The organism is Alistipes sp. CAG:268, assembly GCA_000434235.1.
Taxonomy (GTDB): Bacteria; Bacteroidota; Bacteroidia; order Bacteroidales; family Rikenellaceae; genus Alistipes; species Alistipes avistercoris.
This window is the reverse complement of the sequence record FR892001.1, coordinates 28,740-41,881: the sequence shown is the minus strand read 5'-3', so window position 1 is coordinate 41,881 and position 13,142 is coordinate 28,740. Positions and strand designations below refer to the sequence as shown.

The 13,142-nt window shown below is 60.2% G+C and carries 8 protein-coding genes and 1 pseudogene (1 of these 9 only partly in view); all 9 read right to left on the bottom strand.

Features of this window, described 5'->3' with window-relative positions; all coding sequences use genetic code 11:
- Positions 1–8: 8 nt before the first annotated feature.
- Positions 9–1,733: a GxGYxYP domain-containing protein gene (locus QZL63_RS05860; RefSeq protein WP_022308402.1), complete on the bottom strand. Its 1,725-nt coding sequence runs from the start codon at positions 1,731–1,733 to the stop codon at positions 9–11.
- Between the two features lie 36 nt (positions 1,734–1,769).
- Positions 1,770–3,035, bottom strand: coding sequence for a GxGYxYP domain-containing protein (locus QZL63_RS05855; protein WP_022308401.1), 1,266 nt, complete (start codon positions 3,033–3,035; stop codon positions 1,770–1,772).
- Between the two features lie 44 nt (positions 3,036–3,079).
- Positions 3,080–3,679, bottom strand: a complete 600-nt coding sequence (locus tag QZL63_RS05850) for a hypothetical protein (RefSeq protein WP_022308400.1) — start codon at positions 3,677–3,679, stop codon at positions 3,080–3,082.
- 19 nt (positions 3,680–3,698) lie between these two features.
- A complete protein-coding gene (locus QZL63_RS05845) occupies positions 3,699–5,351 on the bottom strand; it encodes a RagB/SusD family nutrient uptake outer membrane protein (RefSeq protein ID WP_022308399.1) in 1,653 nt (550 codons plus the stop codon).
- A gap of 14 nt (positions 5,352–5,365) precedes the next feature.
- Positions 5,366–8,356: a SusC/RagA family TonB-linked outer membrane protein gene (locus QZL63_RS05840; RefSeq protein ID WP_022308398.1), complete on the bottom strand. Its 2,991-nt coding sequence runs from the start codon at positions 8,354–8,356 to the stop codon at positions 5,366–5,368.
- A 12-nt stretch (positions 8,357–8,368) separates the two neighbouring features.
- Positions 8,369–9,409, bottom strand: a complete 1,041-nt coding sequence (locus tag QZL63_RS05835; protein WP_022308397.1) for a LamG-like jellyroll fold domain-containing protein — start codon at positions 9,407–9,409, stop codon at positions 8,369–8,371.
- Between the two features lie 80 nt (positions 9,410–9,489).
- Entirely contained in the window at positions 9,490–10,488 is a 999-nt protein-coding gene (locus QZL63_RS05830) for a LacI family DNA-binding transcriptional regulator (RefSeq protein WP_022308396.1), read from the bottom strand.
- 257 nt (positions 10,489–10,745) lie between these two features.
- Positions 10,746–11,738, bottom strand: coding sequence for an aspartate-semialdehyde dehydrogenase (locus tag QZL63_RS05825; protein WP_022308395.1), 993 nt, complete (start codon positions 11,736–11,738; stop codon positions 10,746–10,748).
- Positions 11,739–11,807: 69 nt separating this feature from the next.
- A pseudogene (locus tag QZL63_RS05820) lies at positions 11,808–13,142 on the bottom strand (transglycosylase domain-containing protein); it runs 1,138 nt beyond the window's last position.

The window sequence follows — 13,142 nt, the reverse complement described above, 5'->3', positions numbered from 1 at the left end:
ATGCGGTATTACAGATTCAACACGTTGCGGGTCTGTTCGGGACGATACTCCATGCGGATGCGCCAGAGGAGCTCCTCGGCCGATGCGGGCTTGACCGAGGGCAGCAGCAGCGACTGCGTCCGCAGCACGGGGTTCACACCGATGGCCGGACGCGGCGTCAGCGGGCTCGACTCGGCAAAATCCGACCAGGCATGCACGATCGTCCACTGGAGGATCCGATCCCCCTCCTCACCGGCAGCCAGCACGTCACGGTTCACCATCGAGGCCACGAACTCGGGGACTCCGGCCCGCGGGCGGTGTGCATTGACCTCGTTCCAGAGGCTGTAGCGGGCCGTCACTACCGGGATATCGATTCCGGCACGGTTGCGGTGCCAGTAGACCTTGCCGTCAAGTTCATAGGGGAAATACTGCACGGCGAGCATGCCCGTCAGGCCGGGCATCTCCTCAGCATAGATCTGGAAGGCCTCCTGGGCTTCGGGCGAAGCAACATCGAAGCAGATGAAGCCGAAGATCCGGATTCCAAGCCGCTCCATGTGGTAGTTGATCCGCCGGGCGAACTCACGCAGCAGTTCGGCGCGGTTCGGACGGTTCACGGCAAAGATGTCGGGATACTGGTATCCGCCGCCGTACTCGAGGAAACTCGACCCGGCCTGCCGGCGGGCCGCCATCTTGTTCCACGTGAAGGGCGAGACGATCGAAAGCTCCGTCGGGCAGAGCGTCCAGCTCAGGCCGGCCTCACCGGCCCCCTTGCCGCCCATGTACATCGGCGACTCGCCGTAGCTGTCCATCGACCACTGCATGTTGTCGCCGTCGCTCATGACGAAGGCATGGAACGAGGAGCGGTCGTCGAAATCGATCGTCCGCGGGTCGAATGCCTCGACCTGCACCGGATGGGCAGCCTCGCCGACCGAAGAGATGAACGGCAGGTTCATGCACCAGTTGGTCGCCGTATTGTAGTGGCCCCAGCGGGCGATCAGGCTCGTGAAATCGTACTCGTCGCCGCAACCCCAGCCGAGGATCGGCGAGAGCGGCTCAACCCACTCGAGTACGGGGTCGATCAGCTCCTTCTGGTCGGCATAGAGCATCAGACGGTGTGCAATGGCGTAGTCGCGCAGGTTGTGCACCGAGGGCGGGATGCTCAGCGCCGACTTGCGGCAGAGGCGGTCGCGGTTGCGCTCGAAGCACTCGGCGGCCGTTTCGAGACGGGCATCCTTCAGCTCGCGCAGACCCAGCGAACGGGCCCTGGCGACCAGCGACTCGTCGATCAGCGCACCCTGCAGCAGCGAAGCGTAGACCGTAGCCACGTTGGCCGAATAGTCCGTCCCGGGATTCGAGGCGTAGGGATTGGCCCAGGGACCGTCCATACGGTAGAGCACATACCCGCGCAGGATGCCCCGCTTGCGGAGCAGCACGGCCAGCTCGTCGATCTCCATGCGGCGGATCTCCTTGATGCCGAGCGCCTCGACCGACTCCTCGAACAGAGTCTTGTAGGAGGCGTTTCCGGTCTCGATCCAGACCATCGTGTCGAAGCGGCCCTCATTGACGGCCTGTGCGGCCAGTCCCGAGAGCGACTCGACCAGCATGGCCTCGGCCGGGGTCTGTCCCAGCGGGCACACGATCACTTTTTCGGGGGCTTTCTGTTCGGGCCAGCCGTGGCGGCCGTCGTATTCCTGCGCCGCAGCGCCGAGGTGGCAGCCCAGCAGGGCGACAAGAAGCAGTTTCAGGAGTTTCATTCGATTTCGGTTCTTGGGATTTTCTTTACTAAGATACTAAAAATACTCGCTCAGATAACGCTGTGTCTGCTCGGGACGATACTCCATACGGATGCGCCAGATAAGCTCCTGCATCGACACGTCCTCGTAATCGTCGGCCAGACGGCGGTTGCACATCTCGGCGGCCGAAGCGCCGCGCAGTGTACCGCCCGGAGCATTCTCGGCCGTCTCGTCGGTCGAGGCGCCCGTATCGGTAAAGGCACTCCACGCATGGACGATCACTGCCGAGAACTTCGAGTCGGCCGGCTCCTCGTTGAGCTTGCGCGCCACGTAGGTCGGGCTGCCGTCACGTTCGTGATTGCCTTCGGGGAAGTTCCAGATCGAGTAGCGGACCGTCACCACCGGGATGTCGTAGCCTTGCTTGTTGGTCACCCAGAGGATCTCACCGGCTCCCCCGGCATAGGAGGGCGCATACTGGATGGCAACGATACCCTCCAGCTGGTCGTTGGCATCGACAAAGGCTTGGTAAGCCTCCATGGCTGCCGCCGAGGTGGGGTCGTGCGCGATCTGCTCGAGGATCTTGATCCGGTGCTGACGCATGTGCGAGGCAACCTTCCCGGCCAGCGACTTCAGCAGTGCGGCGCGGTCGCCGTCGGCTCCGAAGTCGTCGCTGTACCAGTAACCGCCGCCAAAGCTCTCGATGAGCGTAGACTTGCCGCTCTGCATCGACATGATCTTGTCGAACTGCGCCGGATTGATCTGGCAGGTATTGGAAGCCGTAATGCCGAAGCTCATGTGCACGTCCTCGACCTTCGGATCGGAGTAGTAGTTCTCCACAAAGCCGTTGAGCATCCAGCCCGCATGCGGGCCGTCCGAAAGATAGTACGACACGAAACGCTTGGTGGCGTTGGTCGAGTAGTCGATATCCTGCGGATTGATGACCTTCGCCAGGTTCTGCTGCTGACGCGACTTGTAGTCCTTCGAGAAGAAGGGGACGTTGAACTCGCCGAGAGCCACCATCATGTTGCCGCTGCGCGATACGGGGATGACAAACTCGTCCTCACCCACACCGGGCTCCCAGCCGTAAACCGGCGAATTGGGCTTCAGCCAGGCGAGCACCTCCTTGAAGAGGTCGGTGTTCTGGCCGCCCGACGGCGTATTGTACTCCTTGTTGAGGTTGATCACAAAAAGGTTGTTGGCAATGGCGAAGTCGGCCAGCTCGCCCGTATGCACGGGCATGACCACCAGGGCGCTGTTGTCGCAACGGTCGCGGAACTCGCGCCACGAATCGGCCGTAGTCTTCTTGGATGCGTCATAGACCATCTCGTAGCCCTTGCCGTCGAAGAACGCCTGGTCGCGCTTATCGACTAGACATGCGAGGCGACCACGGCCACCACCCCGCTCTCGGGGTTCGTCCGCACGTCGGTCAGCACGTACTTCTTGCCCAGACGGTCCATCACGCCGCCGTCGATCGCACCGAAATCGGGATTGGTCATCGGATTGCCCGTATAGACGATCCACGTCGGCGAAAGGCCGAGGAGCTTCATGCACTCCTTGTAGGAATCGACCCCGTCGGCAGCATCCATCCACGCGGCAGTGGTGACCTCACCGGCACCGAGGGCCTTGTTGCAGAGCCCGGCGAACGACTGGCTCAGCAGGTGGTACTGCAGGCCGACACCGGTGGCATCGGTCACCGAACCGCCCGCCACATCGGGGTTGTTCCGATCAGGGCTCGACAGATTGAAAAGCCCGTAGGTTGCGGTCTGAGCCGCGGGCATCCCGGCCAGGGCATCCGGGTGCCAGAATTGGCCTTCGTCGGCCAGTTTGTCGTATTGGTCCACGTAGAGCGCGGCAGTCTGGTCGCCCACGCCGGCATTGAACCGCTCGTCCTCCATCGGCGAATCGTAGAGGCGGTCGCAACTTGCAGCCGCACACAGCGCCAGCACTCCAAAAAATATCTTTTTCATAGCAGCGAATCGTTATCCGTTAGTTGTTGTAACCCTCGTTCTGGTCCAGACCCTTGAGCTTGATGCGCTCGTTGTAGGGGATCGGGCGGACAAGGTGTATCTCCGAAAGATTGTTGTAGTGCTCGACAAGCGGGTTGAGCCGTGCGCGCGTCAGGAGCGTACCCGTACGCTTGAGGTCGAACCAGCGGTCGTGCTCGCCGAAGAGCTCGCAGCCGCGCTCCTCGAGCAGGCGGTCGAGCGTCAGCTCGGAGGCCGAAGCGATCTTCAGCACTTCGTAGTTCTCCTCCGAACCGGCGGCGCGGCGCAGGATGTCATTGACCTTCTTGAGCGCCTCGTCGGGCTGGTTGTTGAGCAGGTAGGCCTCGGCGCAGAGCAGGTAGGTGTCGGCCATGCGGATCACCACATCCTCGCGCGTACCCTTGCCGCCCCACTCGATCTTCGTCTCGCGGAACTTGCGGCACATGGGCATGCAGTCGGTGGACCATCCCATCATGCCCAGGGCCGGATACCAGTTGTAGTCGCCCGACTCGGTGCGGAACGGATAGAAATAGATGGCATCGTGGTCATCGCCCGACGTATCGTCCCAGTGAGGCATGTAGATACCCATCTTGCCATAGTTCTCGTTCGTGGGGTCGTTCACCTCGAACTCGAAGCGGAAGGTCGCGTCGTAGCGGCTGTCCTGTGCCGGATGGCGGAACCACTCGTGCACACGCGGATTGGTCCAGATATCACGCATCATCGAGGAGTACTCCTGCTGGTCGAGGGCGAACATGCCGGGATAGAGCGCCGTGATATTGAAACCGAACTGCGTGTGGATCGGGTTGCCGCTGCCGTTGTAGTTCTTGTCCGAACCGTACTGGATGGCCCAGATGATCTCCTTGTTGTTCTGGTTGCTCTCGTCGAAGACATCCTCGAAGCGGTCCAGCAGCCCGTAGTGGGTCGAGGCGATCACCTCCTCGAAAAGTTTGATGGCCGTGGTCACGTCTTCGGGCTCGGCATATTCACGATAGGCGCGCGTCAGGTAGATCTTGCCCAGGAAGTGTTTGAGCGCCGTATTGGAGAGCTCGCCGGCCGCATCGGCCACGTCGGGCAGCTTGTCGAGCGACAGAGTCAGCTCTTCGACGATGAAGTCGTAGATATCCTTTTCGCTGGCGCGCGTCACCTCGGTGATGATGTCGGAGGCCGAGGTGTTCTCCTCGGTCAGCAGGGGAACGCCGCCGAAGGTCTCCACCAGGTAGTAGTAGGCCATCGACCGGAGAATACGCCCCTTGGCCACCATCTGGTCGTAGTCGTCGCCCGCGATCTCGGGCGTACAGCGGTTGAGCAGGATATTGGACTCCTGTACGATCTTGTAGAGCGTGGCCCAATAGGAGTCGATCGTACCCGAAAGGCCCGAAAGGTCGGCGTTGTAACCGTTGAACTGAGCGGCCGTCGGAGTTTCGTCGCAGGACATGTACATGTCCGTACCGAGGTACTGGAGCACGTAGGTGGTGAAGACCGAACGGTAACGGGCGTAGAGGTTTACGATGAGCTTCTCCTGCCCCTCCTTGGTGTTGTAGTATTCGGGCGTCACGACCGCCGGGTCGTAAATATCGAGGAAATCGTTGCATCCGCCGAGCCCGAGTGTCAGGGAGCCGCAAAGGACGGCTATGTATTTCTTGAACTTTTTCATGGTTCCGTCTCAGATTAGAATTTAAGATTGAAGCCGCACGTGAAGATCATCGGATAGAGCGACAGCGACTGGGAGAGGTCCTCGCCGATCACCTGCGGGTCGGATCCCAGGTAATCGCTGAAGGTGAAGGGATTCTGCACCGAGAAGTAGACCCTCAGGCCCTTCATGCGGATCTTGTTGAGCGCCGTCTGGGGCAGCGAGTAGCCCAGCGTAATGTTCTGGATCTTGAAGAAGGTTCCGTCCACCTGCGAGAGGGCCTGCGTCCAGAGGCACTCGAGACCGATGCCCGGGTACTTGTTGTTCTTGTTCTCGGGAGTCCAGTACTCGACGGCCAGCTTGTTCCAGTCCTGGTTGTTCAGGCCGAGGAAGGTGAACGTGAAGGGGTCGTTGTAGAGACCGCCCACCTGCGTGTAACAGTAAACCGACAGATCCCAGTTCTTGTACGAGAAGGTATTGGTCATACCGGCCGTCCAGTCGGGGCTCTGCGTACCGAGGATATACATGTCGTTGGCGTCGATGATGCCGTTCTTGTCGTGGTCCTCGATCTTGGGCCAGCCCGGAGCGGCGCTGTACTTGGCCGCCTCGTCCTTCTCCCACTCCTGCCAGATGCCGATCTGCTTCACGTCGTAGTAGACGTTCATCGGGTAGCCGATGAAGCGGCGGTTGGCCAGGTCGTCGGTCTTCGTGCCGTCAAGGTCGAGGATCTTGTTGCGGTTGAGCGAGAAGACGATGTTGGTCTTCCAGGTGAAGTCGCGCTTCGAGATATTGACGCTGTTGAGCGTGAACTCCACACCGCGGTTCTGCGTGGTGCCGATGTTCTCGAGGATGCTGCGGTAACCGTTCACGTCGGCCACCTGGCGCTGGAAGATCAGGTCGGTCGTCTTGCGGAAGTAGACATCGACCATACCCGACAGGCGGTTGTTGAAGAAGCCGAAGTCCAGACCGAAGTTCCACTCCGAGGTCATCTCCCACTTCAGGTCCTCGTTACCCAGGCTGTCGCCCAAACCGAAGCCCTTGTTGCCCGAGCCGCCCAGATAATAGGGATTCAGCCCCAGCTGGGTCTGCGTGACGTTGTAGCCGACGTTGTTGTTGCCGGTCTTGCCCCAGCTGGCGCGCAGCTTGAGTGCATTGACCCACTCGACGTCGCTCAGGAAAGCCTCATTCTTGATCGACCATCCGATGGCGGCCGACGGCAGCAGGCCCCAGCGGTTCTTGCGGGCCAGACGCGACGTTCCGTCGTAACGGGCCGTCACGGTGAACAGGTAACGGTCCTTGAAGACATAGTTCACACGTCCCATCAGCGAGACCATCGCCGACTCCCAGTATCCGCTGTTCACGTTGGTAATCTGCTCGGCCGTCTGGATGGCGTGCCAGTCCGAATCGTAGGGAAGGCCCTCGCCGGTCATGCCCGAACTCATGTGCTTGTCCTTCTGCATGCTGAACAGACCGATAACACTCAGTTTGTGGTTGCCGGCAAAGGTATTCTCGTAGGTAATCGTATTGTCCCAAACCCAGTTCTGGTTGTAACCTTCGCTGCGCGAGGCGTAGGGCTTGTTCACGCCCTGTCCATACTGCGAGTAGGTGCCCGTCCAGTATCCGTTCACCGCACCGTCGTACTGCGTGGCGAACTGCGTCTTGAGCGTCAGGTGCTCGATCGGGTCGTAGGCCACATAGGCCGAGACGTTGTACGACCATCCGTCGCTCTCGTTCTTCGTATTCTCATCCTGAATGAAGGGGTTCACACGGCCGCCCGGGCGGTGCGTGAAGGTAGGCGTCACGCCGTCGGCCTCGTAGCGGCTCACGATCGGGGTGATGTAGTAGGCGTTGAGCAGCGCATCGTAGCTACCGTGGTTGATCAGATCGTGCGACATGTAGGCGCGCATGCCCACCTTCGCGCGGTTCTTGACGCGGTATTCGAGGCCGATGTTGGCCGTCAGGCGGTCGAAGTTCTCCGAACCGGCCAGACCGCCGTCGCTCATGTAACCCACGCCGAACGTATAGGAGGTGCGCTCCGTCGAGCCCGAAGCCGAGAGGCTGTGGTTCATCGTCAGGGCATCCTGCGCAAATTCGCGCAGCCAGTCGTAGTACTCGCCGTTCTGAATATGACGACGCTCGTCAGCCGTAAGGAAGGCGTCGGTCGAGAGCGACGAGGCACCGAACTTATTAGTCCACTGCTGGATGCGGAAATTGACATACTCCATGCCGTTGCCCTCGCTTCCGAGCATGTCGGGCATGCGGGTCGGGGTCTTGATGCCCACGTAACCGTTGTACTCGACCGTGAAGCCCTCCTTGTTGTTCACGCCCTTGGTCGTCACGATGACCACACCGTTCGAACCGCGGGATCCGTAGATCGCGCAGGACGACGCATCCTTGAGCACGTCGATCGACTCGATGTCCTCGGGGTTGATGTGCCGCAGGCCGGAGGTCGTCGGCACACCGTCGATCACATAGAGGGGCTCGTTCGAGTAGTTGAACGAATTGAGACCGCGGATCTGGATGCTCATGTCGGTACCCGGACGGTTCGACGTCTTGGTCACAAGCACACCGCTCACACGTCCGTTGAGCGCCTCGGTCGGATTGACCGTCATCGCGTCGGTGATCTTGTCACCGGAGATCGACTCGATCGATCCGGTGAGGTCCTTCTTCTGCACCGTACCGTATCCGATCACCACGACGTCCTCTACCTTGAGGGCATCCTCCTCGAGCACCACCTCGAGATTCGAAACGGCCTGCGTCACGGGAATCTTCCGCGTGGTGTATCCGATGAACGACACGGTCAGCTCATCGCCCGGATGCACCGAGATGGTGAACGCACCGTCCACCCCCGAGGTCGTACCGGCCCCGGTCCGCTCGACGACTACCGTCGCTCCGATGATCGGGTTTCCATTCGTATCCTTTACCTGGCCGCTGACCGAAACCGGCTCCTGGGCCGATGCGATCGAGGTCCAACATGCGGCCATGCAGCATATCAGCGCGGCGACCGCCTTGATTATCATATTTTTCATAGTTCGATCGATTTACTCCTGCAACGCAGTCCATTTGTACACACCGACGAGTTTGGCCGTATGGCGTCCCGTCTTGTCGGGAATATTCGCGTCATCCTCGGGTTTCTCGGTGAAATCCCAGGCGCAGACCAGATTAGGCTCCGTACCCTCGACATCGGCCGTCATCAGCGAATGGATGTCCGACTCCGACTTGGCCACGCTCCACAGACGGAACTTCTTGATGCTTCCGCTCATGCAGCGCGAATTGTCCTTCGGCTCGACAAAGGCCCACATGCGGCACTCATCCTCGCTGCTGCAGGGCACCATGCTGTCCGAAACATCCGCCGAGGCGCTCAGAGTGCCGTTGATGTAGAGCAGCATCTTCTTGGCCGACGTATCGAAAACGGCCGCCACGTGGAACCATTCGCCCCAGGTGGAGGGAGCCGCCGTATAGATCGTCGGCAGCGTGAGATCGGGATTCGAGTTGTTCGTGCCGACGCTGAGGCGCAGCAGGCTGTTGGAGGTACCCCAGTAGTGGAGCGTCCACCCCTTGTAGGGCAGCGGGCTGACGAACGTGGAGATGAACGAACCGAACGAGGTCTCGATGAACCCATCGTCGTACTTGGTCCACGCCTCGACCGTGAAGTTGGCCGGCGTATATTCCGACGACGACCCGAAGTCGATGTAACCCTTGTGGTCGATGCCGTTCACGAAAAGCTCGGCCGGCGTGCCGGGATCTACCGAAACGATCACCGAGTCGTCAAACAGCTTGATGGCCTTCTCGGCGGCCAGCACATAGTTGTCCACCTCGAACTGCAGGATGAACAGGCCGGCACGCGCCGACGAGATGCCGCGATTCAGTTCTTCGAGCGCGGCCTCAAGATCCGCATAGCTCGATTCGGGATACATGCCGTCCTCGATTCCGACGACCGCATTCTCCAGCCGCTCCTCGATTTGGGTTCTCAGCTCGTAGAGCCGGGAATAATCCAGATCCTGTGCGCCCGACTTGACCTCGTCCACACAGGAGCTGAACCCCAGCACACTCGCCGCAAAGAATAATAGAAATCTTTTCATACGGTTTGTTTTGGTTAGTATTGCATTTTAATTTCAAATTGCTTATTTAACCGGTTAAATTAAAGTTCAAAAAAAGAGTTTCAGTCCATGATCCGGTTTTGAAGCACCACGCCCTGCGGCCGGAATTTCCCGCGGTCGCGAATGTTTTCCAGCAACATGTCCACCGCCCGCGTGCCCATCTCCTCGATCGGCATCTGCGTGACGAGCATCTCGGGCGCCAGGATATCGAGCGCCGTAGTGGTATGGAAACAGGCAAAACGGAACCGGCGGCGGTAATCGATGCCCCGTTCAATGAAATAGCGCATCGTCTCGAGAGCCAGATAGTGCGTCGTGAAGAAAAAGCCATCTACATCGGGGCAGCGCTCGAAAAGCGCATCGAGTTCTGCGACAACCGCCTCAACATAGTTTGCCCGGTTTACCTCGACGCACAACGCCGGGTCGGCATCGATCCCCGCACCGGCCAAAGCATCGCGGTACCCCTGGATACGGCGGCCCATTACCAACAGGTGCGTATCGGTCGTGAGGAGCGCGATCCGCCGGCAACCGGCTCCGATCAGGCGCGAAACGACGCCGCAACTGCTCTCCTCGTTGTCCACGATGACGTAGTTGGTTTCCAGTTCGGGATAATATCGGTCGATGAATACAAAGGGATAGTGCTCGTCCATCATGGAACGGATGGCCGAGAGTTCGCCTTTTGATGGGGCGATGATCAGCCCGTCCACCTGCTGGGCGCGCAAGGCCCGGATCAGCTGGCGCTCTTTCTCCGCATTACTCTCCGAACTACTGATAATCAAGGTATAGCCACACTCGTGGGCCTGTTTTTCGACCGCTTGTGCCATCTGTGAATAGAACGTATCGCCGATGGCCGGGATGATCAGGGCAATGGTGTGTGTCGAGCCGAGCGAAAGGCTCCGGGCAAGCAGGTTGGGCGAATAGCCCATGCGGGCGGCCGACTCCTTGACCAGTTTGATGGTTGCATCGCTGAAACCCTTCTCCTCCCCCTTTCCGGAGAGAATCCAGGACACGGTGGCTTTCGAAAGGTTCAAAGCCTTCGCAACGTCTTTAAGCAATACGCCCATGGGTCGGTCTAAGGTCGGTGAAGTAGTTTAACCGGTTAAACGGCGAGTCAAAATTAGGCATAAATTTCGGAAAAACAAATTTTTCACAAACAAAAAATGACAAATCCCGGGATCAGACAGTTTGTACGGGCGCCACAGGGAGACAAAGGATACAGGGCATGCAAGGGTGCTGAAACACAAGGGGCAGCGGGTGGAGACGAAAAAAACGGGGCGCCCCCAACAAGGAGCCGCCCCGCCATACGGAATACGGACGCCGGTCAGATCAACGTCTCGAGGATCTGCACGGCATTGAGCGCTGCGCCCTTCTTGATCTGGTCGCTCACGCACCAGAAGGTCAATCCGTTGTCGCAGGTCAGGTCCTTACGGATGCGGCCCACGTAGACCGGATCCTTGCCGGCAATGAAAAGCGGCATCGGATAGACCTTCTCCGAGGGCTCGTCCATCAGCACTACGCCCGGCGCCTCGGCAAAGGCCTTGCGGGCCTCCTCGGGCGATACGGGACGCTCGGTCTCGAGCCATATGCTCTCCGAGTGGGCGCGCATCACCGGGACACGCACGCAGGTGGCCGACACGCGGATGTCCGAGTGCATGATCTTGCGCGTCTCGTTGAACATCTTCATCTCCTCCTTCGTATAGTCGTTCTCGGTGAAGACGTCGATATGCGGGATGACGTTGTAGGCAAGCTGGAAGGCGAACTTCTCGACCGTCGGCTCCTTGCCGGCACCCAGTTCGGCATACTGTCGCACCAGTTCGTCCATGGCTGCCGCACCGGCGCCGCTCGCCGACTGATAGGTCGATACGTGCACGCGCGTGATGTGCGAAAGCCGCTCGATGGCATTCAGCGCAACGACCATCTGGATCGTCGTGCAGTTCGGGTTGGCGATGATCCGCCGGGGGGCCCGTTTCGCATCCTCGGGATTCACCTCCGGCACCACCAGGGGCACGTCCTCATCCATGCGGAAGGCGCTCGAGTTGTCGATCATCACGGCTCCGTACTTGGTGATCGTCCCGGCGAACTCGCGCGACGTGCCGGCACCGGCCGAAGCGAGCACATAATCGACGCCCTTGAAATCGTCGTTGTGCTCCAGCAACTTGACCGTAAGGGGTTTGCCACGGAACATATACTGGCGGCCGGCGCTGCGCTCCGAGCCGAACAGCAACAACTCGTCGATGGGGAGCTGACGCTCCTCCAGAATCTTCAGGAACTCCTGTCCCACGGCGCCGCTGGCGCCCACGATAGCAATTCTCATCTCTCTTCTTTACCTAATATATAAAACCTAACTCCCCTCCCCGGTGATCCGCCCTCGGGAGGTCTTGCATCAATCGAAGAAGGCGTCGTCTTCGGCGATTCCGGTCTCCGAGGCACGCTCCCCGCTCTCCTGCTGCTCGTCGCAGTCGTACTCGGGCATGAGCGTCGGGCGCACGAAACGATCCTCGCGGTCGATGCCGAGCCGCCCGTCGTCGTAGACCAACTTCATGAACTCGCCGACGATCGGCAGCGCCATGACACTGCCCTCGCCGCGCGAAAGCAGGTGCACCGACTGATCCTCGCCGCCGACCCACGCTCCGGCCACCAGCTTCGGAGCCACGCACATGAACCACGCATCGCGGTTTTCGTTCGAGGTTCCGGTCTTGCCGCCGATCTCCACGCCGTCGAAACCGAACTGCCACTTCAGGCGCCCGGCCGTTCCGGAGTTCACCACACCCTGGAGCATGGTCAGCATCGTATAGGCCGTCCGCTCGCTCACGGCATCCTGCGACTGCGGGATGAAGGTCGAGATCACATTGCCCTGCCGGTCCTCGATCCGCGTCACGAAGATCGGGTCGGTATGCACGCCCTCGTTGGCGAAGGTCGAAAAGGCGCTCGTCAGTTCAAAGACGTTCGACTCCGATGACCCGAGGCAGAGCGCCGGCACGGGGTCGATGAAGCTGCGGATACCCATGTTGTGGATAAAGTCGGCGACGGCAGCCGGCTGCTTGGCCTGTTTCATGATCCACGCCGAGTAGTTGTTGCGGCTGCGTGCGAGGCCCCACTTGAGCGGGTGCAGCACGCCGTCGTATTCGACCTTGCCGGCCTCCTTGGGCGACCAGGCCACGCCGTTGGCCGTCTCGATCGTCACCGGAAGGTTCGGAACCATCGTGCAGGGCGTCATCCCAAGGTGGTCGATCGCAAACGTATAGACGAAAGGCTTGATCGTCGAACCGATCTGGCGCTTGCCCTGCTTGGCCATGTCGTACTTGAAGTAACGGAAGTTCGGTCCTCCGACATAAGCCTTGACAGCTCCCGTGCGGGGATCGAGGGCAACCATCGCGGCCCGCATGATGCGCTTGTGGTGGAGGATCGAGTCGCGGGGAGTCATCAGCGTGTCGCGCTCACCGCGGTAGGTGAAGACCTTCATCGGGCACTTCGTGTCGAACGACTCGGCGATCTGCTTCTCGCTGAATCCGGCCTCCTTCATCTCGCGGTAGCGGTCCGAATAGCGGATCGCCTGGCGCATGATCCGGTTGCGCTCCTCCTGCGTCGTATTCAGAAAGAGGGTCTTCGTCCGCCGGTACTGGGCGTCCATCGCCGGCTGGATGACCGACTGCAGCTGTTTCTGCACCGCCCGCTCGGCATAGGCCTGCATCGTGGAGTTGATCGTCGTGTGGAGTTT

Bases quoted from the DNA above. Each gene is read 5' to 3' on its own strand.
- QZL63_RS05860 (WP_022308402.1), bottom strand. From the start codon at position 1,733: ATGAAACTCCTGAAACTGCTTCTTGTCGCCCTGCTGGGCTGCCACCTC.
- QZL63_RS05855 (WP_022308401.1), bottom strand. From the start codon at position 3,035: ATGGTCTATGACGCATCCAAGAAGACTACGGCCGATTCGTGGCGCGAG.
- QZL63_RS05850 (WP_022308400.1), bottom strand. From the start codon at position 3,679: ATGAAAAAGATATTTTTTGGAGTGCTGGCGCTGTGTGCGGCTGCAAGT.
- QZL63_RS05845 (WP_022308399.1), bottom strand. From the start codon at position 5,351: ATGAAAAAGTTCAAGAAATACATAGCCGTCCTTTGCGGCTCCCTGACA.
- QZL63_RS05840 (WP_022308398.1), bottom strand. From the start codon at position 8,356: ATGAAAAATATGATAATCAAGGCGGTCGCCGCGCTGATATGCTGCATG.
- QZL63_RS05835 (WP_022308397.1), bottom strand. From the start codon at position 9,409: ATGAAAAGATTTCTATTATTCTTTGCGGCGAGTGTGCTGGGGTTCAGC.
- QZL63_RS05830 (WP_022308396.1), bottom strand. From the start codon at position 10,488: ATGGGCGTATTGCTTAAAGACGTTGCGAAGGCTTTGAACCTTTCGAAA.
- QZL63_RS05825 (WP_022308395.1), bottom strand. From the start codon at position 11,738: ATGAGAATTGCTATCGTGGGCGCCAGCGGCGCCGTGGGACAGGAGTTC.